The organism is Psychrobacter sp. JCM 18902 (assembly GCF_904846615.1).
Lineage (GTDB): Bacteria > Pseudomonadota > Gammaproteobacteria > Pseudomonadales > Moraxellaceae > Psychrobacter.
In genome coordinates, this window is record NZ_CAJHBK010000001.1 from 1,253,041 (window position 1) to 1,278,331 (window position 25,291).

The following is a 25,291-nucleotide window of genomic DNA, read 5'->3' on the forward strand; positions in this document are numbered from 1 at the left end:
TGGCTATCCGGGGCACTTACTGTTCATAAGCTGATCAGATAAAAACTGACTTTTTCGCAACCAATAACGTATGCACCATAAATTAAGGTAATGATGATGAAAAAATTATTAATGGGCTCAGTATTAGCAATGTCTAGCATTTTCACCGTAACGGCTTGTACCAGTGTTAATGCAACCACTGATACCACACCAACGACCAGTAAAATGCAGCATAAAGATGGCATGAAAAAAGCCATGAACAAAGGCGGCATGAGAGGTCCAATGTCGCAGCTAGATCTAACAGCAACGCAACAAGCGCAAATCAAAGCCATCATGCAAGCACAACACGGCGATCGTAAAGCTGACCGTACAAAAAACAAAGCAGAACGGGCGCAAATGCAGCAACAGATGCAAGCATTGACCAACGCCAGCACTCTAAATACAGCCGCAGTTAATCGCTTAGCTGATCAGCAAGCGGCTAAAACCAAGCAGCGCTTCATTGAGCGAGTACAGACTCAACATGCTATCTCTCAAGTATTGACTGCTGAGCAACGCGCAAAACTTGCTACATTAAAAGCTGAAAAAATGGCAAAAGGTCATAAAGGCTCAGAGCACGGTAAAATGCATGGCAAACCACATCAAGGCATGTAATTCGTCATTAATAGGCTATTTTGCATTCATACTGAATGTCCTATAAGACTGATTATGAACACATAAAAAAGCGCATCGTATAAACGGTGCGCTTTTTAGTTTTAATGTTGGAGCTCACATTACTTTGATATGTTAATTAACTGTAAAAAGGCGCGCTCTTCAAGAATTTTGATATCTAAACCATTCTGAATCAGCTCTTCTACTTTGCGATGCTTACTGCTTTTTTCATAACCAGCAAGCAACGTTAAATCTTGAACACCAACCACAAGATAATCTAATGTCTTCGAAGCACCCGCTTTGACATTAAAACCATTTTTGGCTGCTATCTCAGCAATATCTGCTCGACTGATACTAAGATTGCCTGTAAAGCAGATATTGAGTCCTGCATATTGTCCTGACTCATCTCCAACTTTTGTGATATGACTGGGGTAACTTCTACCGTTTGCGCGTGGTTGCTGAGGATAATTACGACTGTATTGACTATCTTCTATCCAATCATGAATTGACAAACCATTTTCTCTAAGAATGGTTACGATTATAAAGCCACATGCTTTAGCATCTTCTAGCGCGTCATGATGGTCAAACCGATAATTCCATTCTCTACAGACATTCGCCAGATTATAACCTTTAACCGAAAAGCGCTGACACGTCTTACGTACCAATACCGTGGCATCGACCCACTGTAGCTCTGGTATTGGTAATTTGTGAAGCTCTAGACTTTTTGTCAACGCCCTTTGATCAAAGACAGTATAGCTAACGACAACATTTTTACCGATAAATTTTAATATTTGTCCGTAAATGTCATACATAGACGGCGCATCTTTTACCATACTACTGGTAATACCATGCACTTCTATATTTTGACGACTAAAAGACGTCTGCGGTAAAATTAAAGTGCTGTATGTATCGATTAACTTACCGTTCAAATATTTAGCCAAGCCTATTTGACAAATAGACCCTACGTCGCTGTTTGCAGTTTCAACGTCAATGGTCACAAAATTCACTAGCTCGTCCTCAATGTCATAGATTTAGTCTGATTTAGTTTTATTTATTCAACCGCCCCAAACTTCTCTTTAGCCATTGGCATGACACTAAACATCATTTTTCCCATTGCAGTACCATTGCCATCACGATAGTACTGCATCAACTCGCTACCATACTCGCGCATATCAATACTATTACTGGCATTAGGCACTTGCACATCACTTGGTAAATTGGGAAATACCATGTTTTTGGCGCTGATAGCGGAATACTGCTGCAAAATATCTATGACCATGTTCTTACTAGCGGCGGTTTCGCTCGGAAGCTCACTGCGCATATGCTGCCATTTGAGCTGACCACGCTTATCAAATCCATACAACTCTTGCTTCTCTGAATTTGATAACATTGCACTTTCTGCCGTCTTTTCTTTTGCCTCACTGCCACTATCCATACCACTTTTCATCATTGCTAGCATCTGCTGCACTAACGCTTTACTGGTAAATTTCTTAGCATTTGTGTCGCTTGCCTCGTAGGGCTCACTTTCTTTAACCAGTTCTGGATATCGCTGACTTAGCCGCTCGTAGATGATACGCATATAATCTTGATAAAACTGCTCATAACTCTCAGCACTTTGTACACGGCGAATGACTTGGTTACTTGCCAGCATGGCTGGTAGCTGATGCGCGGGCAGCTTGGGAGAGAGCGAGGCTAGCGTATTAGGGGCGACATAATCAAACTGGCTAATCGGTGCGGCATCAAATGTGGCGTCTAAGGCTGCAAAGTGGCTTTTTATCAATTCACTACCAAAGCCTTTGGGTAAGGTGCCGTCATCAATGGCTAGCTTTAGCCATTTGTTGCGCCACTTTGTCCCGAGCTTATCGTCTAACAGCTCTGAATTAAACATCGCAAAATTATCTGCCCATAGATAAATATTACCGTTTTTCAAATCCAGATAAATCGGCTGATTCATGCTGCTTTGATGATTGCGTGCTTGATACTGCATGCTCGCCAGCATCGTCGCCTTGCCAGCCATTGGCTGATAAATGCCTTGTGCATTGATAGACAGTGGCTTTAGCACATAAGCATCTAGCAACTTTGCTTTTTTGATATCTTGCGCTGTCGATCGGTCGTCGTAATTGTCAAATAACTGTTGGTAAAACGCTAGCACAGTGATTTCACTATCATATTTACTCTCTACCCATGCCTCATAGGCATCCGTACACTCAAGATAGCGGTCTTTGAGCACTGTTCGCTGAGCATCATAATCTGCCGCTAAAATGTCTTTATTTTGCGCTTCTGCTTGGGTAATTAAGGCGGCATACGCTTGATCATGTGTGTCTTCGCAGTATTCATCGATATAGCCTGAGGCGACTGGCGCTTTAGCATCTATTTCAATATTTATATCGCTAAACTGCTGCTCGTTACTAACCTCAAGATTGCTATGATAGCTAAAGGACTGGCGGCGCTGTTTCTGTAACGCAGTCGCCAATGCTGTCTTTGCTGCTACTGGCGTTTGCTTAGCAGTCATAGCATTAAATTGGTCAAGACTGGTAGATTGGCAGCCCGTTAATAATAGTGCTCCTGTTACCAATGCACCAGCAAATAGGCGATTGCCATTAAGAACTGACGCAAGGCTCGCTAACGAAAGACGACTTGCAATGATTTGATCTGCTTTTTTCATTTTTTATCCTTAATAAATATGGGCTTGAACATGACAAGATAGCGTTATTGATCATCTACCCTGTTGTCAGCATCGTCTTCGATATCAGTGTCATCTTGACTATCAGCACTGTCATATTCTGCTGCATCATAGCCGCTATCACCATCTGCATAATCGCTACCATAGTCATCATCACTGCTCCCACTATAGTCATAGCGGGCATCACGTGCCGTTTGCAGTCTGTCTTTTTGTTGACGCTGCTCTGCCATCCATGCATTGCCATCGATAGCGGCTTTAGCATTTGCGCCAAAAGACTCGGTTAATAAAGGCGTTAGTGCATGGTTATTAAAGCTGCTTTTATCATAGCGTATTTGGTTTAGCACGCTGGTTGTCGAACCCATCAAGTCGCCACCGATATTTACCCGCTGCTGCTTAGCAAGCAGGCGATCTGAGCGGTCTAAATAATAGTAATTTATCTGATTAAAAGATATTGGACCGATGGCTTCAATTAGCTGCAAAAGCGAACCTACATCCGCACTTTGGTAGCCTTTATTGTATAGCTGCACTTTCGCCAGCGCAGTTTTTAGCATAGCGCCATCAGGATATTTCTGTGGATTGGCATCGACATAATCCTGTAGCGACTTTGTCATGTATTTTAGGGTTTTGCCGATCATCTCACCACTTTGCTTGCTGCCAAAATAGACTTTTACCGCTCGGCTCGCACCGACTTCTTTGGCAAATGCATCATTATGAATATCTACAGCACTAAAGTGCTCGGGCGCAAGTTCTGCCATGCTGCTCTGTATGGCAGCAATGGCGGCATCATAAAGCACTGCTGGCGGTAGCTGTGTCGTAATACTCTCGGGCAACCCAAAACTAACGGTATGCGAGGTCTTTTGGTTAGGTAAAGGGGTGTTTTCAGGATTAACCAATGCTACGATAGGCATGATTGCTGATGGGTCTACCGTGACTTTACTATGGTTAAAATCGAACGCTAACGGTATCTGTATAGATGAGCTAATCGTTGGTGTCACATAATCATAGCTATAGACGCTTTGCAGTTGTCGCTGTTTGGGTTTGTACTGACTGACGCTATTGAACGTTAAATTTTGATATTGATAAGCATTTGACGCAGCTATCTGTTCCGGCGTGCGATGGAACATACTCAGCATTTGACCAATGACGCCCGTAGATGTTGCTGATTGGCTATCTTGTTCTACATCCTCTGGTTGTTGTTTTGCCATTTGTACGGCTTCATACTGCTCTATCATGCTTTTTGGGTTTAATTTTGATAACTTTGAAAAAGCACTGTCTGATTCATAATCATCGGTGTCATAGTTCCCTTCGCCGTAACTCTCTGATTGGTAGTCACTGCGACTATAACCGTTTTCGTCATAGTTAACATCCTCTACAACACAGACTTCATAAGCGTCATCGTCCTCATTGTCATTGCATTTATTCGACTCTGCACTTACCGCTGCTAACTCTGCCATAGCCTCAGTTTGCCTGTCCTCATAATCACTTTCATCATAGTCACCGTCAGGCTTATAAACATAAGCTTCTATAATCGTTCTAAGTAAGCTACTAGAACCGGCATCGATACTATCTGGAGCAATAAAAGGTACCGCTTGATAATTGGCTTGCGAGACTGCTACGTGTTCTGTTGCAAGATGCTGACGAATAGCCGCCAGTAAATGTGACTTTGCTTGATTGTCAGTATTGGGATATTTTTCTTGGTCAAATAATTGCTGATAACGCTCAGCTTTGGCTGTGAGGCTGGCATTAAACGCGCGGCGTTGTGCTTGGCTCTGCGCGCTATCAGCGGTACTAAAATCAATCATACTTTTTGATGCCGCAGGCGATGATACCGCTGGGCTTGATTGACAGCCCAAAAGAGCCAGAGACGTAGTGCCAACCAGCAAGGCGATAGACGTCAATTTACCTACCTGATATACATGGTCGTTATTATTGATAGACGAATGATGACTCGTCATCTCAGAGTAGCGCTGTCGATTATGATTATTAATATGATTTGATGACATAGTAATCTCTTTGTATAAATAGCCAGTCTATAATTAGTGTACATTAGTACCGTTATTTATATCACAATGCGTTACAATTTAGTAATATTAGAACCTATTTATTAAGAAAATATTTAGATTTTTTTATACAAAACAACTTTCTCACTATGGCTTTCTCGCCCAAGTAAAAAGGACTTTACAATGCCAACCTCTATATCAAAAAACAACATACGCACTGCTGACAATAATCCTCAAGGTAGAGCAAATATTAAAGCGGCTATTTTGTTAATCAGTAGCACATTTTTAGTAGCACTATCTGCTCACGCGCTTGAGCCGACAACCAATCCATCAACTACCATTAACCAAACATCGATTAATACTAGCGCCATCAATCTTGCGATTATGGCTGATAATCCTACTGTAATATCTGAAACTCAGCTTGTGACAAGAGCCAAAACCAATACTCTAACTTCCACGATTAACCATGCCAATGCCGATCAAGCCATCTATTCTGAAGATGCTATTCACCACCCTGTTTGGGCAAAGAACGGCATGGTCGCCACCCAAGAAGCCCTCGCCTCTGATATTGGACTCAAGATTTTAAAAGACGGTGGTAATGCGGTTGATGCTGGCGTCGCTGTTGGCTTTGCGCTAGCCGTTACCTTACCGCGCGCTGGGAATATCGGCGGTGGTGGATTTATGATGATTTATGATGCCAAGCAAGGCAAAACGGTGGCACTCGATTACCGTGAAAAAGCCCCGAGTGCTGCCACTCGTGATATGTATCTTGATGAGGAAGGCAATGCCGTTAGCGATTTATCACGTTATCACGGTCTAGCTGTTGGTGTACCGGGGACAGTAGCAGGATTACTTAAAGCATTAGAAGAACATGGCACGATGAGCCGCGGACAGGTGATGGCACCAGCCATTGCACTGGCTGAAAATGGTATTGAAGTTACCGCAGGCTTGTCCGAGTCGTTAGAAGCGTTGAGCGATCGCATGCAAAAATGGCCAAGTACCAAAAAGGTATTTTTTAAACCTGATGGTAGCGCCTATCAGCCGGGCGAACGCTTAAAGCAACCTGAACTTGCTCGCTCGCTAAAACTAATCGCTGCAAAAGGTGCTGATGGATTTTATAAAGGCGAAACGGCCAAAAAATTGGTAAAAGCGGTCAATGATGCGGGTGGTCGTATGAGCTTACAAGATTTAGCCAATTATGAAGCCATCGCTCGCGAGCCAGTCAAAGGCGATTATCGTGGTTATGAGATTGTCTCGATGCCACCGCCGTCTTCTGGTGGCATTCATATCGTGCAGATTTTAAATATCTTAGAAGGTTATCCGCTAAAAGACTACGGTCAAAACAGCGCGCAAACCATTCATTTAATGGCCGAAGCGATGCAGCTCGCTTATGCGGATCGCTCAGAGTATTTAGGTGATTCTGACTTTATCGATGTGCCTGCTAGCGGTTTAGCTTCTCAGGCTTATGCGGATAAACTACGCATTTTAATCAATCCAGACAAAGCCACACCAGCGTCTACCATCAAAGCCAACAACCCTCTACCCTATGAGAGTGATCAGACCACGCATTTCTCTATCGTTGATAAAGATGGCAATGCAATAGCCAACACCTATACGTTGAACTTCTCTTACGGCACAGGTCTTGTCGCTGAAGGTACGGGGATATTGCTCAATAATGAGATGGATGATTTTTCTGCCAAACCCGGCGTACCAAATGGTTATGGCTTAATCGGCGGTGATGCCAATGCCGTTGAAGCCAATAAACGTCCATTATCGTCTATGAGTCCGACGCTGGTCTTTAAAGACAGTAAACCATATATCGTCACGGGTAGCCCTGGTGGTAGCCGCATCATTACCACTGTCACTCAAATAATCTCGAATGTCATTGATCATGATATGAATATCGCTGAGGCCACTCACGCACCGCGTATCCATGACCAATGGCTGCCTGATGAGATTCGGGTCGAAAAAGCACTGAATATTGATACGGTTAAAAAGCTTGAATCAATGGGTCATATGGTCAGTCCAAAATCAGCCATGGGTTCGACTCAGTCGATTATGATCACGCCAAATGGTGTCTATGGCTCATCAGACCCACGCATCGTTGATGCGGCAGTCGTTGGTTATTGATTTAACTTTTACTTGATATGTATAAATAAAAAACGCTCTCTATCATAATAAAGAGCGTTTTTTTAATAGATATGAAAAGTATTGAAAGATACTATCAATACAACTTGATCTTGTTAAAGAAGTCATTGTCTAATAATAATTTCGGTCTGGCATTGACCTCTTTTAGACCCACCTTATGTTGCATCATAAGCTCTATAAGATTCATTTGATCGATGAGTATCAGACTGTGCGAATCCGTTGCATTGGCATATTCCTGCGCAGGCTTGGTAAAGCTTGTCGTAGTAATAAACAAGCCATGATGATTGGTTTTTTGTGGTGGATAAGCCCCTATGAAGTTTCTCAAATCGCCATTAGATATATTATTACCGGCACTATATAATTTGGCTTGAATGTAATAGTTATGCACCTCACCATCTGGGAAATCCTGAATAATCAGCCCATCAATGCCATTGTCATTCGAGCGTCCAGTATGACGCGAGGTCAAATTACTCTCAGGACTTTCAATCTCTAAAGATCGTTCAATCATTTTTAGACAAAACCACTCAAACTGCAAAGGTAACAAGCTTTCAAGCTGCGCCATAATCATATCAGGCGTTACTTTGACAAAATCATTGCCCACAGTAGCATCTGCATAATTGTTCATAAACATAGACGTTCGGCGCTGAGTTTCTTCTATCAAATGATTAATAAGTGCATCGCCATTTTTACCATAAGCCGCAATATTGACTTTTTGCAGATCAGCAAAGGCTTTATTATCAAAACGGGTCAAGTTAGCAATATAATCACTATTTGGAATGCCTTCGTTAATGTATTGAGTAAAATTGTTTCCTGCTAACCAAAAATAGACTTTGCCAAACGGGTCTAAACGTATGATGTTTTTAGGCGTTACTTTTTCATCAAAAGTAATAAAATTAGCAAAATTCTGATTTAAATTGGGTACTAAGCTGAACTTATCTTCTTTGACCAGCCCCATCGCGGACAAGCACAATAAAATTAGATCAACGATGTCATCATAACAGGGTGAGCCGTTATGACACTCATGGCGTATATCATAATTACTCATGTAATTGATTTCTTTATGATCATTGACAATTTGTGCCAACTTTTCAAACTCTCTATAAAATACCGTGCGACCAACGGTATTCCGCGTACTCAAATTTTTTATGGTTTGTATACCCGCATTTAACATGTCACCAAATGCGGGCAGCTTCGTAATGTTACTCATAATATTATCGTCTTTGTTTGATTACATGAACATTATTGTGTGAAATAAGGCGTCAAATGGGCTTTGTTTCGCAATAACTTAAGGACAAATGTTTATGCTACCAACTATTGAGACAAAACACAGCAAAATTTCACCTTTATAAATAAGAAAAACAAATCCTCTCACTCAGATTAAACCCTTTGAATCAGTGGCTGTCTACGGCAAATAATGCTATTATTGACGACCCCATTTAAAACGTATCAACATGGCTATCGAGGTCTTATTTACCTTTGAACATCAATATAAATAACGGATAAACATCCTTTATTTTATCGATAGCTTATTGCTTTTGATCGTACTAGTAAGAGTCTTTTATGGCATTTGTACACCTTGGCATCCACAGCGAATATTCAATCACTGATTCTATCGTGCGTATCAAGCCGCTAGTGAAAGCTGCGGCGGCTGACCATCAGCGCGCGCTGGCATTGACCGATTTGTCCAATCTGTATGCCACGGTGAAGTTTTATCGTGCCTGCCTAGGTGCTGGTATCAAGCCCATTATCGGCAGTGAAGTCATCATGGAAAATGAAGACACACGGCTCACCCTACTCGCGATGGACAACGAGGGCTATCAAAACATCACTCGTATCGTATCGCTTGGCTTTACCGAAGGGCGCGCCGACGATGCCAATCATGGTGTACCAGTCGTCAAGCGCAGTCATATTCTAGCGCATGCGGCAGGCGTGATTGTCTTATTTACTGAAAAATCAGATGTCGGTCAGGCACTGGTTGGCTCGATGCCAGAAAAAGCCGATGAGCTGCTAATAGAATGGCAAGCGCAGTTTGATGATCGCTTATATTTTGCCATCAAGCGTACCAATCGCTCAGGTGAAGACGCCTTTATTAAAGCGGCTATTCACTCTGGTGGTAAGCATCATATTCCTATCATTGCTCATAATGACGTGCGTTTCTTAGAGCAGGATGACTTCGATGCTCACGAAGCACGGGTTTGTATCGCAGGCTCCTACGTACTTGCCGACCAAAATCGCCCGCAAACTTATTCCGATGCGCAATATCTTAAAACCCAAGCGCAAATGCAGCAGCTATTTGCTGATATTCCGCAGGTTATCGACAATACTTTGCGCTTAGCAAGCCGTTGTAATGTGACGTTGACGCTTGGTATCAACGTACTACCTGACTTTCCTGTGCCTGAAGGTGAGACGATTGAATCGTTTTTTCGCGCAGAATCAATACGGGGTCTGAATAATCGACTAGATAAACTATTCCCCATCGAGAAACGTAGCGATAATTGGAGCGAGTTTCGCCAAAGATATGATGACCGCTTAGAGTATGAGCTAAAGGTTATTCTTTCAATGGGCTTTCCTGGTTACTTCCTCATCGTGATGGACTTTATCCGCTGGGCAAAAGCCAATGGCGTACCAGTCGGTCCTGGTCGTGGTTCTGGTGCAGGCTCGCTCGTTGCTTATTCGCTCAATATTACCGACCTCGACCCTATTCATTACGACTTATTGTTTGAGCGCTTTTTAAACCCTGAGCGTGTGTCCATGCCCGATTTCGATATTGACTTCTGTATTGAAGGTCGCGACCGCGTTATTGATTATGTCGCGCAAACCTATGGTCGTGAAGCAGTCTCGCAAATCATTACCTTTGGTACGATGGCAGCAAAAGCGGTTGTACGAGATGTCGCGCGAGCACAAAGTAAATCCTACTTCCTTGCCAGCAAAATGTCGAAACTTATTCCCAAAACACCGGGTATCACCCTCAGTCAAGCGCTTGAACAAGAGCCTCAGCTTAAAGACTTAATCTCCAATCCTGACAATATGGATTACGAAGATGCCACTGAAGTGTGGGAAATGGCGACTAAGCTTGAAGGTATTTGCCGGAACGTGGGTAAACATGCTGGTGGCGTATTGATTGCGCCGCACAGAATCACAGATTTTAGCGCGATTTATTGTGATGATGAAGGTCACCGTGTCAGCCAGTTTGATAAAGATGACGTTGAAGCCGTTGGGCTAGTAAAATTTGACTTCTTGGGTCTACGTAACTTGACCGTGATTGATGCCGCGGTCAGAAATATCAATCTGCGCCGTGCCAAAGAAGGCAAAGATGCGTTGGTATTAGAAGACCTACCGTTAGATGATAAAAAAGCCTACAAGCTCTTGCAAGATGCCAAGACCACTGCCGTCTTTCAGTTAGAAAGTATGGGTATGAAAAAGTATCTGGCGAAATTACAACCGACCAACATCGAAGATGTGATCGCCATGTGTGCGCTTTATCGCCCAGGCCCACTGGACGCTGGCATGGTAGAGATGTATATCGACCGCAAACATGGTCGTGAGGAAGTCATCTATGACCATCCCAATCTTGAGCCGATTTTAGAAAATACCAATGGCGTTATTGTCTATCAAGAACAAGTCATGCAAATCTCGCAGGTCATGGCAGGCTACAGCTTGGGCGGCGCAGATATGCTTCGCCGTGCTATGGGTAAAAAGAAACCTGAGGAAATGGCTAAGCAGCGCGATATTTTCATTACTGGTGCAACAGAGCAAGGTATTGATGAGGCGACGTCAGGTGGCGTGTTTGACTTGATGGAGAAGTTCGCCGGTTACGGTTTTAACCGCTCACATTCCGCCGCTTATGGCGTGCTCGCTTATCAGACCGCTTATCTCAAACAATACTACCCTGCTGAATTTATGGCGGCGGTATTAACTTCCGATATGAACAACACCGATAACGTGGTGTTCTTTATCAATGATTGCCGTGAAAACTTTGATTTAACCGTCGTTAATCCATCGGTAAATCGCAGTGAGTGGCATTTTGTTGCCGATACACCGACCAATATTATTTATGGCTTAGGTGCGATTAAAGGCGTTGGTGAAGGTGCGGTTGAGTCTATCGTTGATGCACGCCGCCGTGAAGGTCCGTTTAAAGATCTCTATGATTTTTGTCGCCGCGTTGATATTAAAAAGGTCAATAAACGCACTTTAGAGGGACTGATAAACGCAGGTTGTTTTGATGACTTTGCAGCCACCCTGCGACCAGATTTACCAGCCGATGAAGCGTACGAGATTCGCGGCGCATTAATGAGCCAGCTGCCAAGTGCCGTACAAGCTGCTGAACAAGACCGTCAGAACCGTGAAATCGGCATGATGGATTTGTTTGGTGAAATGGATGGTGTCGTCGCCGCGCCGCCACTGGTTATGACGCCAGAGCTGATTTGGGGTGATAAACATCGTTTAAAAGCAGAAAAGAACACGTTAGGATTGTATTTGACGGGTCATCCAATCAATGAATACTTGGATGAGTTAAAACGCTATACCTCAGGCACTCGTCTCGACAAACTGACTGACACGGGCTATAACGGTAGCTGTTATTTCGCCGGATTGATTATTGATATTGCCAACTTTGGTAATCGCAACGTCATTATCTTAGATGACGGCACTTCAAGGCTGGAAGTAAGCTGCTATGCCGAGCGTTTCAATCGTGTCAAAGAACAGTTGAAAATTGATGAAGTCGTCATCATCAAAGGCAGCATTCGTGAGCGTGATGGGCGTTTATTTGCCCGTCTTGATAGTGCCATGAGCATGGTCGATGCGCGCCTAAGATGGATGAAAAAAATCAGTATTAAAATTCATGGCAGCGATATCAATCTGCTGACGCGACTGCAACCGTTACTCAAGTCTGCACAAGCCAGCATTATTCCAGCACCAAAACTGTCTCATGACAACGAGCAAGACGAGCAAAGTGGCAGCTTTAATGGCAATAGTGGCTACGATGCTGCGATGGGCGGAAGTTTGTATGATGAAAATGGCAATGATTTATTGGCACTAGAAAATGACATAAATCAAAATAATGCTAATCAAAGCTATGTGAACAATGCTTTGAGCAATACTGACGCCTCCATTAATGATAATTGTCTGCCACTGGGACTGAGCATTTATGAGGAATTTGGCATCGCTAACGTAGGACTATCTGAGCACTGGCGCATCTATCCCAACGATGACAACTTACAGCAATTAAAGAATATGGTTAGTGAAGACAATTTACATTTCCATTATAGCTAGGGCGTATCCTCATTTTAAAAATGGTGATAAAAATGAGATAAATTGCCGTCAAACAAGGAAGATAGCGATGTTAATATCGAGATATTGATAAGCTATTCGACGATGTTTAACAAAATTTAGCCATGTTTAGCCCATTTAGAGAGTAATTGATTGAAATGAGGACACGCCCTAATACCTGAAGAACATTGACGTATTTATTACAAACCCTTTACCGTTTTAACTTTTAGAATTGGACATAAAACCATGGATGAAACCCCAAATAAAAATATGGCTCACCAAGCTGAAGAAATCATTAATCATGAGCAATTTGAAGACATGCGTGATTTGTTAGAAGAAGACTTTGCTGATTTGATACAAGTGTATATCACTGACAGTCAACAGCGAGTAAGTGCGCTGCGAGTCGCTCAGCAAGAAAATGACAATGCCAATGGTTTTGAGGTTGCTCATGCGCTAAAAGGGGCCAGCGCCAACTTGGGCACGACCCAATTAATGAACTTGAGCAGCCAGTTACAAGAGCGCTGCCGCGAGCGTCTTATCAGCGAGCAATCGGCACTGATTGAAAGTATCGCCGCCGCATTGCAACGCGCAGAACAAGAAATCAATCTAAGACTGGGGTTGTAATGAGTAATGATTCCACCCCTATATTAGCAGCATCTACTGTCCATCATACAGTGAGCGACTATTTGGCTTGTGTGCAAGTTGTCATGGTTAATACCACTTTGCCTGCCAATATTGGCTCGGCGGCACGCGCGATGCATACCATGGGATTGTCACGTTTGACGGTCGTTGATCCTAAACTGCCAATTGATGAAACCAGTATGTCTCATGCAGCAGGTGGAAGCGAGCTGCTATCATTAGCCTTGATTGCACCTACTTTAGAATCTGCTATTGCGGATTGCCAGTTGGTATTTGCTGCCAGCAGTCGCAGTCGTCATTTGCCCCGCCCTGTCGTGACACCCACGCAAGCTGCTAAGATTATATTTGATTTTATCGATAAACAGTCGGCGTCGAGCAAAGACGATAGCAATGCTGATACCCTATCGGCTGCTACTGCTAGTAAACCAAATATCGCTATCCTATTTGGGCGTGAAGATCGTGGATTGACCAATGAAGAATTGGCTTATGCCGATTATCATATCCAAATCGATGCCAACCCTGCTTACCCTGTACTCAATGTCGCGTCAGCCGTGCAAGTAATCGCTAGCTTTATTTTTGCTTACGCGCAATCACACACTCAGACAGCGGATAGTTTAGATACTGCTTTGAGCACTACTACTCAGCCAATGCTCGATGTACATTTACGTCAGCAATGGGATGAGCCCGCGATTACTCAGCAACAACTGCAACAGCTAACTCATCGCACCACTGAACTGATGGTTCAACGAGGTTTAGCCGATAGCGAAAACTTGAAGTCATTACCATCGCGGCTGTCACGACTGGGCTCACGCTTACAGCTTGATCAAAAAGAGTATCAGCTACTCAGTGCTTTGATTGCCAAACTTGCAAAAGACTAAAGCTTTTAATATGCCAGGTTTCTGGCATTGAGTTTCTGTTGCAATAACAGCAGTAGCATTTACAAATGCTATGATTTTAAAAATGATATGATTCAATAATAAAAAGGAATTGATGATGAATTGGAACGTTTATTTGTCCGGAGAAATACACACCGACTGGCGACAAAAAATCATGCAAGGCGCAAAAGACAAAGGTTTAGACATTACTTTTACCTCCGCAGTGACTGAACATGAAGCCAGCGATGCCGCCGGTGACGTACTCGGTAAAGAGGATAATGGTTTCTGGCGCGACCATCAGTCATCAAAGGTAAATGCGATTCGCACCAAAAACATGATTCAAAAATGCGATATTGCTATCATTCGTTTTGGTGATAAATATAAACAGTGGAACGCTGCATTCGATGCTGGCTACTGCGCGGCTTTAAGCAAGCCGTACATTACCCTTCATGCTGAAGATATTATCCATCCGCTAAAAGAAGTCGATGCTGCGGCAATGGCATGGGCGCAAACGCCAGAGCAAGTTGTTGAGCTGCTAAAATATGTTGTCAGTGATAGCTAAATCATAAATAATTGCCTATAGATAAATTGTCAATGACTGGTATTTTATCTATCAGCCGTCTGTTTTTATTTATCGCTCATCGCTATATTTTGTGCTGCAAAGCTGCTATAACTAAATTGATTGTAATCAAAAATACGATAGGACAATTTATGTCATTGCCAACTGCCTTATTCAAATCACTTTCACGCATCAAAAAAGACCTAAAAGAAGATATCGATGCGGTATTTAACCGTGATCCTGCTGCGCGTAATAGTCTGGAAGTCATCCTGACCTACCCCGGTATTCATGCACTTATTTTGCATCGCGGCGCACATTGTCTGTGGCAAAACGACCAAAAGCTGGCGGCGCGAGTAATTTCTTATGGCTCACGCATCATCACAGGTATTGAGATACACCCTGCTGCCAAAATCGGTCGACGGTTTTTTATTGACCATGGTATGGGCATTGTCATTGGCGAAACGGCAGAGATTGGCAATGATGTGACCCTTTATCACGGGGTCACACTTGGCGGCGTCTCTTGGAACAATGGCAAGCGCCACCCTACTTTGGAAGATGGGGTTATCGTTGGTGCTGGTGCTAAAGTATTGGGGCCATTTACTGTCGGTAAAGGCGCCAAAATTGGCTCAAATGCCGTCGTAGTAAAGGCAGTACCAGCAGGTGCGACCATGGTCGGCAGCGCCGCTCGGATGATATCAGACCATCATGATGAAAAGGGCAATCCAATTGTCAAAAAAGTCGATGATGCCAAGCAACAAGAAAAAGTGGCGCAAGCTGCTTCTACAGATAATGGCATAAATAAAAAAGCAGTAGATAAAAAATCAATAGATGAAAAATCCACCAATCATTTAGCACGCGAAAACGCGTTTCGGGCTTATGGCATCGACCCATCCTCACAAGATCCTGTGGCTGAAGCGTTTGCTAAAATGCTAGAACATATCCAACAATCAGAAAATCGCCTCGATCAACTACAAACAGCGATGTGCAAAATCGATCCTAACTTTTGTAAAAAAGAATATGACAAACTGTGCTTAGAGGATATCGATGTGATTGGCCGTGCCGATATAGATGAGATAGATGAGATAGATGAGATAGGCGCTGAGCAGAAGTAATCTTCTAGCTGTCGTCAATACTGAATAAAAAAGAGGCCAAACAGCCTCTTTTTCTATTTTAACCAATTGATAAGCAGCGCTTTATGGACTAGCTAGTTAACAGACAATATTTATAAAAAAGATGAGTCAGGCTGGGTCAAAAACGCTATTTCTTCGCTACTCGAAACCCGACCTAAAATGTCATTACGATGTGGATAACGACCAAAACGATCGATAATCACTTTATGTTTAAGCTCAGCATCCACGGTGTCTGCATTGGTATATTGCTTAAATAGCTTTTCTGCTTGCTGATGAATCAGTTTTGATTCGCTGTGCATATAAGGCATCAATAAAAACTTACGTTCATCCATCGTTTCAAGCGCCTCTAATGCACATGCAGCAACCGCTTCTTGCGCGAGCGCGAGACTCATCGCATGTTGGGCAAAAGCCGCTGGCGTATCACGGTAAATATTGCGTGAAAATTGATCCAATATAATAATTTCTGCTAAACGCCCTTTTATGCTGCTTCGCCATGTATAAAATTCTACGGCGGCGGCTTGCTCAAGTATATCACTGTATCGCTCTATTAATAATTGATCAAACGCTATATCTTTCTCAAAAAACTGCTCACTACCTGCCTCATCAAAACAGAAATTTAATATGTCGTTGTACATCATTTCCTCACTACATTATTTAAAAAAATCAGCCAAAAGCATTGTTCAAAGCTATGTTTAAAACTATCTTTTAAAAACATCAAGTATTGACTTTTGGTTTCATAATCACTAAGGAGTATTTAGCGATTCTGTCCTATACTCTTTCATTATTCATAACTAAAAAAAACAGGAAAACTTATGGCTCGTTTACAAGACAAAGTGATTATTATCACAGGTGCCGCTCAAGGCATGGGCGAGACTCATGCACGTTTGTGTATGCAAGAAGGCGCAAAAGTCGTCTTGACCGACATCAATGCTGATAAAGGCGACGCATTAGCAAAAGAGCTTGGCGATAGCGCTTTATTTATTAAGCATGATGTCACTAGTGAAGAAGATTGGACGCAAGTTGTTACAGCCACCCAAGATAAATTTGGCAAAATTGATGTCTTGGTAAATAATGCAGGTATCACTACGCACAAATCTATTTTAGATACGTCAGTAGAAGCGTATCGCAAGATTCTAGAGATTAATCAGGTGTCGGTCTTTTTAGGCATGAAAGCAGTCATTCCAACGATGAAATCCGCCAAACAAGGTTCTATCATCAATATCTCATCAATTAATGGCTTGGTTGGCGGCGCTATCGGCTATACCGATTCTAAATTTGCGGTACGCGGTATGACCAAAGCGGCAGCATTAGAGTGCGCCCCTCATGGCATTCGCGTGAACTCAATTCATCCAGGCGTCATTGCCACACCGATGATTATGCAAGGCGATACCAAAGATGCGGTTGAAGCATTTGCCAAAACTATTCCGATGAGACGTGTTGCTCAGCCAGAAGAAGTCAGCGGCATGGTGTTGTTTTTAGCGTCTGATGAATCAAGCTACTCAACAGGTTCAGAGTTTGTTATTGATGGTGGTTTGACCGCACAGTAGGCGTAATAGTTAAAATTTTTAAATGTGATATAGGCTGGGCATTTTGCTCAGCTTTTATTTTGAGAGGTTTTAAGAAAAACACTAGGGCGTGTCCTCAATAACTTTTACTTATTTAGAATAGCATTTGGGCTGCTTCATTTAACCTTTTAAGAAATGATCTTTCATCAACTCCTCTACCCCTGCTCTTTCATGCGCTTTGAATGGGTAACGATCTGCCATTACAATCCAATTAAACTCTTCAAATTCTTTATTACTGCTTAGGCTATTTTCATCAGAAACAACTTCTATTAATAGCGTTTCTATCAAGAGAATATCGATATCCATCGTAACTTTTTTTATTGGCGTCTGAGCTTCTGTTAGACGCTGCCTATGACAGTCACCTTCAAGATCTTTAAAAACCTGCTGTAACTGTTGCAGTGTCATGGGCTCTACTAAGCACAAATAAACGCACTGATTGGTATAATCGGGCTTTGGTTGCGCTTCGGTCGATGTAAAGTCAGGATTTTCAAACGCAGTAGATAACTGTATTTCCCCTAGCGCCGCTAGATCTTTTCGGACAAGTGGCAGATAATGCTCAGCTTGATAATTACTGCCTAAAGCCAATAATACTGCCGTCACAGACTGCGTTTGCAACTGTTCAGGCGTCTGCTTTTTTAGCGTTTCAAGACTCAAATCAGCCAAATTTTTATGCATATTATGCATCATCGTCTTTGCTTACAACTGGCTTATCTTCGATGACCGTTGCATAACGCGTGATCTGCACCCCAACCGAATCCGCTTGCTTGATGGCTGTCGGCTTGGCAACGCTTAACGTTATTTTATGACAGCTATATTTTGCAAGCAACTTATCAGCGATTTGCCCCGCTAAATGCTCTAGCAACTGCGCTTTAATCGCTTGGCACCACGCGCTCACATCATCGCAAACCGCTTTATAATTCAGCGCATCATTGACATTATCTGAGATAGCCGCACGGCTGATATCTGTTTCAAGTGCTATATCAATCAGCAGCGGCTGCGTGATTGCGCGCTCCCACGCGTAAACACCGATGACTGCTTCTACTGTTAAGCCTTTAACGAATACTACATCAGATTCGGTATGAAACATGCTCTCATCCTTGTTTACTAAATTTTAATTAGATTTTGAACTCAGGTTTTTTAATTGGTTTTCTGCAACGCCTCTTCACGTAAACGCGCAGCTTTTAGCGCTTTACTAGGGCGATGACGCCATAAATCAATGCTGAATAATAACAGACCAAACCAAATCAGACCAAACACTGCAAGACGCTGTAAATCAAATGGCTCGTTATAATAGAACACCGCTAAGAAGAAGATAAAGGTCGGCGTCAGATAATTCATAAAACTTAAAATACTATAAGCAACGAGCTTGGTAGATTTATTAAACAATAACAGCGGTATCAAGGTAATCGGCCCTGCGATCATTAGTAGCCAAATATTGGGACTAAACCAAAAACTCAATTGACTGCTGACCACATCTGCTTGCCAGAACCACCATAAGCAAATCGGCACCAACATCGTTGTTTCGACAAACATAGCATCGACTGCCGTCAAAGGTGTCTGCCGTTGAATGGTGCCATAAGTACTAAAACTAAAGGCTAAAATCAGTGATATCCATGGCAAGCTACCAATCATAACTACTTGAATGACCACGGATAATAAGGCGAAACCGATGGCAACCCATTGCAGCATACGTAAGCGCTCTTTGAATAAAATCATCGATAGCGCAACGCCCACCAATGGTCCGATAAAATACCCCAAACTGGCTTCGAGAATGCGGTCGTGATTGACGGCCCATACATAAGTGAGCCAGTTGGTGGCAATAATCAAACCCGATATAAATGAAAACGCGATCCATCTCGGATTTTTCTTTAAGGTATCGATCCATTGCCAGCGCTTGGTGACTACCAACACGATAAGCAAGCAAGCAAACGTCCAAATAATACGGTGACCGATAATCTCGGTCGCATCGTAGGCGGCCAATTGTTTAAAATATAATGGAAACCCACCCCAGATAAAAAAGGCAATGAGTGCGGTGATGATGCCACGTCTGGTTGTTTTAATGGGCGTAACTGGTTTTTTGATGACGTTTTGGGTGGTCATAGTACAGTACAACTTTTTAGAGCAAAGCGCACTCTTGCCCCATATTAATTTTTATATCAATTCAATGGCAAAAGCGCAGGGTCACTACAGATAGGATGCAAGTTAAAAAGCAATGTGCTCATGCCAATATAGGCATCAACACATTGCTAACGATAACAACTTTAAAAACAACATTTACATCAAGGCTAATGAGCAACTTTTTAGACTTTATGGAATGCTGTAGCCAGCATTTTACAATTCAGTACTTTAAAGCTCAACCTTGCAAAAGCCAATAATACTATTCAGCAAGTTAATATAGTTTTTGGTATTAAACCGCAGCATTATCAACTTTAATAGACATTCCAATGTGATTGGCAAGCTCTGCAAATCCTGGGAAACTGGTATTTACGGTCTCAACGCCTTCAATAGTAATTTGCTTGGATGCACGTAAGCTGGCAATGGCAAAACTCATAGCAATGCGATGATCATGGTGCGAGGTAATATGACCGCCACCAAAGACAGGCTGGCTATTATTGACCTTGCTATTTTGACCCTCAATACCTTCGCGTTCAATACCCTTACCTTCAATAATCAAACCATCTTCCGTCACTGTACAGTCAATACCCAGTGTTTGTAATCCTTCTGCCATAACTGCAATACGATCAGACTCTTTTACGCGCAGCTCTTTAGCACCAGTTAACACCGTACGACCTTGCGCACAGCTGGCAGCAATGAACAATACTGGAAATTCGTCAATCGCTAATGGCACTAAATGCTCTGGGATTTCAATACCTTTTAGGTTTGAGCTACGAATAGTAATATCTGCCACTGGTTCGCCGCCCACATGTGTCTCATTACTTAAGCTGATATCTGCTTGCATGAGTTTTAAGATATCGATAATGCCCGTGCGTGTCGGATTAATACCTACTTGCGTCAAGGTCAACTCACTATTTTGGCTGATCGCAGCAGCGACCATAAAAAATGCCGCAGAGGATATATCAGCAGGGACAGCGATATCACCACCTGTGAGTTGCCCGCCACCTGCCACACTGATGCGGTTGCCATCGACTGTTACTGGATAACCAAAAGCTGAAAGCATACGCTCGGTATGATCGCGGCTGACTTCAGGTTGAATAACGGTTGTGGTGCCTTCTGCCCAAAGTCCAGCCAGCAACAAGCAGGATTTAATCTGCGCAGAAGCCACAGGCATCTCATAATCGATACCTTGTAATGGCTTACCGATAGTCGCTCGACCAGTAATACTAAGTGGCGCCGTACCACTATGACCTGTACTTTGAATGACTGCACCCATCTCGCGTAAAGGTGCGGCCACACGCTCCATTGGGCGCTTGTTCAGGCTGGTATCACCTGTCAACACGCTGTCAAATGATTGCGCCGCTAAGATACCAGCCAGCAGGCGCATGCTAGTACCTGAGTTGCCCATATACAATGGTGTTTTACTCGGTTTCAGACCGTTCATACCCACGCCATGAATGGTCAATTTTCCGTTATCAGGCCCTTCAATGGTCACGCCCATATCACGGAAGGCTTGCAAGGTGGCAAGCGCATCTTCCCCTTCCAAAAATCCAGTGACATTGGTCACGCCTGTCGCAAGGCTGCCCAGCATAATGCTGCGATGCGAGATAGACTTGTCACCAGGAATGGCAATAGTGCCCAATACAGTATTGCTAGGAGTAATATTATAAGAAGCTGACATGGCAGAAGTATCCGTATAAGGAGTGCTGGCTAACATATGGCCAAAATGTCGCCGTGCGGCTTGCGCGCGGCCCAAAAGTCCCATCAGGGCGGTTGAATCTTTATCGATGATAAGCTGACGCATGGTCTGTAGGTAAACGCCATACTCATCAAGGGCGCTAACAATCGCGCTTTCGTTGGCAAAAAATATATCATGCCACATTTTAGGGTCACTGGCAGCGATACGGCTAAAGTCACGAAAGCCGCCCGCTGCGTAGCGAAACATATCTAAATTATCATCATGGCTCGCCAATTGCTCAACCAAATTGAAGGCAAGCAGATGTGGCAAATGGCTGGTGTGCGCCAATATGCGATCGTGGTGTTCTGCATCCATTGACATAACGTTTGCACCCACTGCTTCCCATAACTGCCGCAGCTTAGCAATGGCGCTATTATGGGTCGTTGGTAGCTCGCAGATAATGACACTATGATTAACAAACAATGTCGCACGTCTGGCATGATATCCTGAATTCTCAGCACCCGCAATCGGATGCGCTGGAACAAGACCTATAGGCAATGAGCCAAAGACGGCTTTGGCAGCGTCAATTATATTGACCTTGGTGCTACAAACATCAGTAATGATGCAATCAGTGGCAAGTTGTCCATTATCCATCGCTGCTTTGATATCGACAAATACGGCTTGCACAGCCTGTACTGGTACAGCGATAACAATCAAATCACTACCAAACACTACTTCGTTTAAAACAGCGCTACCAGCGTCTAATAAGCCGTGCTGAATGGCTTCGTCGATGCTTGGCGTATGTCTATCAACCGCCACCAAACGCTCACTTAAACCATTGTCTTTAATGGCTTGGGCAAGGCTTGCACCGATAAGCCCTAGACCAATCACGCAAATTTGTTTACATAACGGCGGCTGAGTATTCATACACTGCATATTATTGTTTTGATTGCTTATGTTTTGATTGCTTATATTGTTTTGCTGGCGACTCACGGCTTTTCTCGTTAAACAAACTAGCGTCAGAATGACTAAAACAAGCCGACGCTAGTGTCATGAAAATGATTAATAAATTATTTACTTATCCAAAACGACCTAACATACTTCTGATCAATTATCAGTCAAGATTGAGCGCAGTGTATCAATCAGGCGCATATTTTCTTCTGCCACCCCTACTGTGATACGCAGCCAATGAGGTAAGCCATAGCTCTCTAATGGACGGACGATAACACCCTGCTCTAGCAATGCTTGATGAATAGAAGCAGCGGTGATGTCTTCCATCTCAACGGCTATTTCTACCATAATAAAGTTGGCATGCGATTTAATAAAGCCCAATCCTAATGCATCAAACTGCTTTTCTAACCAGCGCATTTGCTCATCATTCATCAGACGAGTTTTTTCAATAAAGCCTGAGTCAGCAAGTGCCGCCGCCGCCGCCGCTAAAGCCACTCTACTCACGTTAAATGGTTGACGGATTCGGTTGAGTAAGTCCGCGACAGCCACTGAGCTAAGCGCATAACCGACACGTAAACCCGCCAGTCCATAAGCTTTGGAAAAAGTGCGCACGATGACGACATTATCAAATTCATCTAACAATGCCCGATTATTACTCTCAGGGCTATATTCAATATACGCCTCATCTAATACCACCAATACCGAGCTTGGTATACTAGCCATAAATGCTCGTAACTCTTGAGGTTCAAGCTGTGTGCCAGTTGGATTATTAGGATTGGCGATAAAGACTATTTTAGTATTGGGGTTGTCTTGAACCGCTTGACTCATCGCTTTTAAATCATGACCAAAGCGATGTGCAGGCACTTCTATACCTGTCGCCCCTTGTATTTTAGCCAACATCGGATAAACGATAAAGGCATATTGACTGTAAACGATAGCATCGTCAGCACCAGCAAAACTACGCGCTAAAATATCAAGCAAATCGTCAGAGCCATTACCCAAAGTAATCTGCTCCACACTGACATCATTGAAGTCAGCCAGCGCTTGTTTTAGATAGTAACCGTTGCCATCAGGATAACGTGCTAACTGACCCAATTGCTCAGTAATCGCTAGCGTGACGTGCGGTGAGCAGCCTCTTGGGTTTTCATTACTGGCAAGTTTTACCACATCTGAGACGCCATACTCACGCGTCAACTCTTCAATCGGCTTGCCCGTTTGATAAGGCACCAGCTCTAAAATACTATCGTAGGCAGGTACAAGCGGTGATAAATTTGACTCTACTGAATGAGATGACGGCATGATTTATCCTTAGATATGATTTTGGCAAGTGAGGTGACCCATTCGGCGTTATATCGTTGGTTCAATTTCAGAGCGAGTCAAGGGTAACCAAGGCAACCGAGTGCAGATGATTATGTGATACTTCACACGAGGTAAACGCCATGACTCTTTTACAGTAGAAGGACTATAGCACTGCTTTTGGATAAGAACCTAGAACACGCACATCTTTTACCAACGGACGGATATCAGCGATAGCAGCGCTGACGTTTGGCTCGTCAATATGACCATTCATATCGATGAAAAACACGTATGCCCACTTATTCGGACGCTCAGGACGGGTTTCGATACTGGTCATCGACACGCCATGATAAGACAAAGGCTTCAAAATCTCGATCAATGCGCCCGCTTTGTCATGTGCTGATACGACGATAGACGTTTTATCCTGACCTGATGGCGCAATCGCTTCGTGACCGATGATAAGGAATCGCGTGGTATTGCTCGGGTTGTCTTCGATATTTGAATATAACTTATGCAAGCCATATTCTGCAGCAGCCACATCACCGGCGATTGCCGCTGAATGCCATTCATTTTTCAAGCGGCGGGCAGCTTCGCCGTTGCTCGATACCGCCACGCGCTCGACATTGGGATAATTGACATCGAGCCAATGACGACACTGCGCTAGTGACTGCTGATGCGAGTAAATACGGCTTAAACCATCAAGTTTGGTATGTTCAGCGACCAAGAAATTCTGATGAATCGGCAGCTCAACTTCTCCAATTATCTTTAAGGTAGAAGAAAGAAAACCATCTAACGTATGGTTAACCACACCCTCAGACGAGTTTTCGACTGGCACCACACCATACATCGCTGTGCCTGCTTCAACTTCACGGAATACATCAGTGATGGTGGTCATTGGTACGGTATCAGCGGCTTTACCGAAATGCTTGAGCGCAGCAGCATGAGTAAAAGTACCTACTGGTCCCAAGAAAGCAATGCGCTGCGGTGCTTCTAAGTCAAGGCAGACCGACATAATTTCACGGAACAACCGCGCCATTTTGTCATCAGCGATCGGACCTGTGTTGCGTTCCATCACCGCTTTTAGCACTTGCGCTTCACGCTCAGGGCGATAAAAAATAGGATTGCTATTGTCGGCAGTCGGGTTATTGACAATGTGTTGTTTCTTTACTGCGGCCACTTGCTGAGCCAACTTGGCACGGTTATTAATCAATGTCTGGATTTCGCAGTCTACTGTATCAATACTTTGGCGAATATCGTCCAAAAATGCTTTTTCAGTTGCAGTATCGTTAGCCCCTGCGATGGCTTGATTTAGCTTATCCATGTTTTGCTCTGATGACTGCTCACTCATTACCGCCTATCCTTTTTCTAAAATTATTACTGAGTTTTTTTACTATTAGGTACTGCTTTTTTAACTTTGAAGGCTTTAAATATTGCTAATTATCGACAACCAATCATCTCATTATTGAATCAGCACTCAATGACGGTCAGGGGTGTCAAGCATACTAGCAATGATATTCGATAGAAATCACGCTAAATAGCAAGCAGCCTCTCAAAAGCACCCTGTACTGCGAGCGCTATCGTCTACTGTTGTCGCATGTTAGTCAGACACCAGCATGCAAATGTAGCAGCCAGATCGCTGACCCGCTCTACTATAACAAAAACTATCGACAGTGCCCATGTGTAAATGCGCGTAAATTCGTCAATATTGGCAAACAGAGGCAATATGGCAGCGATGTACGGCAAAACTATGAAGGAAC

At 43.3% G+C, this 25,291-nt stretch carries 19 protein-coding genes; 8 read left to right on the top strand and 11 right to left on the bottom strand.

The window, feature by feature from the left end:
- Positions 1-96: 96 nt before the first annotated feature.
- A complete protein-coding gene (locus JMY05_RS05120) occupies positions 97-630 on the top strand; it encodes a Spy/CpxP family protein refolding chaperone (protein ID WP_201614360.1) in 534 nt (177 codons plus the stop codon).
- Positions 631-749: 119 nt separating this feature from the next.
- Here JMY05_RS05120 and JMY05_RS05125 read toward each other — a convergent pair whose 3' ends face one another.
- The 3 genes from JMY05_RS05125 to JMY05_RS05135 are packed head-to-tail and all read right to left on the bottom strand — an operon-like array spanning position 750 to position 5,313.
- Positions 750-1,634, bottom strand: coding sequence for an exonuclease domain-containing protein (locus tag JMY05_RS05125; protein ID WP_045447894.1), 885 nt, complete (start codon positions 1,632-1,634; stop codon positions 750-752).
- Between the two features lie 44 nt (positions 1,635-1,678).
- The gene (locus JMY05_RS05130) at positions 1,679-3,292 is read right to left on the bottom strand and encodes a hypothetical protein (protein WP_201614362.1); all 1,614 of its coding nucleotides are present in this window, start codon (positions 3,290-3,292) and stop codon (positions 1,679-1,681) included.
- A gap of 44 nt (positions 3,293-3,336) precedes the next feature.
- Positions 3,337-5,313 carry a hypothetical protein gene (locus JMY05_RS05135; protein WP_201614364.1) on the bottom strand — a complete coding sequence of 659 codons (1,977 nt, stop codon included), beginning with the start codon at positions 5,311-5,313 and terminating at the stop codon, positions 3,337-3,339.
- A gap of 180 nt (positions 5,314-5,493) precedes the next feature.
- Here JMY05_RS05135 and ggt point away from each other — a divergent pair, with 180 nt between their 5' ends.
- A complete protein-coding gene (ggt, locus tag JMY05_RS05140) occupies positions 5,494-7,440 on the top strand; it encodes a gamma-glutamyltransferase (protein WP_227678112.1) in 1,947 nt (648 codons plus the stop codon).
- Positions 7,441-7,534: 94 nt separating this feature from the next.
- Here the strand turns inward: ggt and JMY05_RS05145 are convergent, their stop codons facing one another.
- On the bottom strand, positions 7,535-8,665 hold the full coding sequence (locus JMY05_RS05145) for a restriction endonuclease (RefSeq protein WP_201614365.1): 1,131 nt from the start codon (positions 8,663-8,665) through the stop codon (positions 7,535-7,537).
- A gap of 353 nt (positions 8,666-9,018) precedes the next feature.
- Here JMY05_RS05145 and dnaE point away from each other — a divergent pair, with 353 nt between their 5' ends.
- From dnaE to cysE, 5 genes are all read left to right on the top strand, one after another.
- The gene (gene dnaE / locus JMY05_RS05150) at positions 9,019-12,729 is read left to right on the top strand and encodes a DNA polymerase III subunit alpha (RefSeq protein WP_201614367.1); all 3,711 of its coding nucleotides are present in this window, start codon (positions 9,019-9,021) and stop codon (positions 12,727-12,729) included.
- A gap of 243 nt (positions 12,730-12,972) precedes the next feature.
- Positions 12,973-13,350 carry an Hpt domain-containing protein gene (locus JMY05_RS05155; protein ID WP_045447903.1) on the top strand — a complete coding sequence of 126 codons (378 nt, stop codon included), beginning with the start codon at positions 12,973-12,975 and terminating at the stop codon, positions 13,348-13,350.
- Entirely contained in the window at positions 13,350-14,243 is an 894-nt protein-coding gene (locus JMY05_RS05160) for an RNA methyltransferase (RefSeq protein ID WP_201614369.1), read from the top strand. Before JMY05_RS05155 ends, JMY05_RS05160 begins: the two co-directional genes overlap by 1 nt.
- 112 nt (positions 14,244-14,355) lie before the next feature.
- On the top strand, positions 14,356-14,802 hold the full coding sequence (locus JMY05_RS05165; protein ID WP_265089051.1) for a YtoQ family protein: 447 nt from the start codon (positions 14,356-14,358) through the stop codon (positions 14,800-14,802).
- Positions 14,803-14,990: 188 nt separating this feature from the next.
- Positions 14,991-15,911 (top strand): serine O-acetyltransferase, encoded by a 921-nt coding sequence (gene cysE / locus JMY05_RS05170; protein WP_413786579.1) that lies wholly within the window; start codon positions 14,991-14,993, stop codon positions 15,909-15,911.
- A 110-nt stretch (positions 15,912-16,021) separates the two neighbouring features.
- Here cysE and JMY05_RS05175 read toward each other — a convergent pair whose 3' ends face one another.
- Positions 16,022-16,567 (bottom strand): DUF924 family protein, encoded by a 546-nt coding sequence (locus JMY05_RS05175; RefSeq protein ID WP_201614371.1) that lies wholly within the window; start codon positions 16,565-16,567, stop codon positions 16,022-16,024.
- Between the two features lie 174 nt (positions 16,568-16,741).
- Here JMY05_RS05175 and JMY05_RS05180 point away from each other — a divergent pair, with 174 nt between their 5' ends.
- A complete protein-coding gene (locus JMY05_RS05180) occupies positions 16,742-17,476 on the top strand; it encodes a glucose 1-dehydrogenase (protein ID WP_045448280.1) in 735 nt (244 codons plus the stop codon).
- Between the two features lie 138 nt (positions 17,477-17,614).
- On the opposite strand, the gene JMY05_RS05185 is transcribed toward JMY05_RS05180, so the two are convergent.
- The 6 genes from JMY05_RS05185 to pheA form a co-directional block, all read right to left on the bottom strand.
- Entirely contained in the window at positions 17,615-18,181 is a 567-nt protein-coding gene (locus tag JMY05_RS05185) for a 2-amino-4-hydroxy-6-hydroxymethyldihydropteridine diphosphokinase (protein ID WP_227678113.1), read from the bottom strand.
- Positions 18,171-18,581 carry a dihydroneopterin aldolase gene (folB, locus tag JMY05_RS05190; RefSeq protein ID WP_201614373.1) on the bottom strand — a complete coding sequence of 137 codons (411 nt, stop codon included), beginning with the start codon at positions 18,579-18,581 and terminating at the stop codon, positions 18,171-18,173. The genes JMY05_RS05185 and folB overlap by 11 nt, the downstream gene beginning before the upstream one ends.
- A 50-nt stretch (positions 18,582-18,631) precedes the next feature.
- Positions 18,632-19,594 carry an EamA family transporter RarD gene (rarD, locus tag JMY05_RS05195; protein WP_201614375.1) on the bottom strand — a complete coding sequence of 321 codons (963 nt, stop codon included), beginning with the start codon at positions 19,592-19,594 and terminating at the stop codon, positions 18,632-18,634.
- 307 nt (positions 19,595-19,901) lie between these two features.
- Positions 19,902-22,223, bottom strand: a complete 2,322-nt coding sequence (locus JMY05_RS05200) for a bifunctional prephenate dehydrogenase/3-phosphoshikimate 1-carboxyvinyltransferase (protein ID WP_413786580.1) — start codon at positions 22,221-22,223, stop codon at positions 19,902-19,904.
- Between the two features lie 171 nt (positions 22,224-22,394).
- The gene (hisC, locus tag JMY05_RS05205) at positions 22,395-23,537 is read right to left on the bottom strand and encodes a histidinol-phosphate transaminase (protein WP_201614376.1); all 1,143 of its coding nucleotides are present in this window, start codon (positions 23,535-23,537) and stop codon (positions 22,395-22,397) included.
- Positions 23,538-23,700: 163 nt separating this feature from the next.
- Positions 23,701-24,882, bottom strand: coding sequence for a prephenate dehydratase (gene pheA, locus JMY05_RS05210; RefSeq protein ID WP_045455471.1), 1,182 nt, complete (start codon positions 24,880-24,882; stop codon positions 23,701-23,703).
- Between the last annotated feature and the right edge of the window lie 409 nt (positions 24,883-25,291).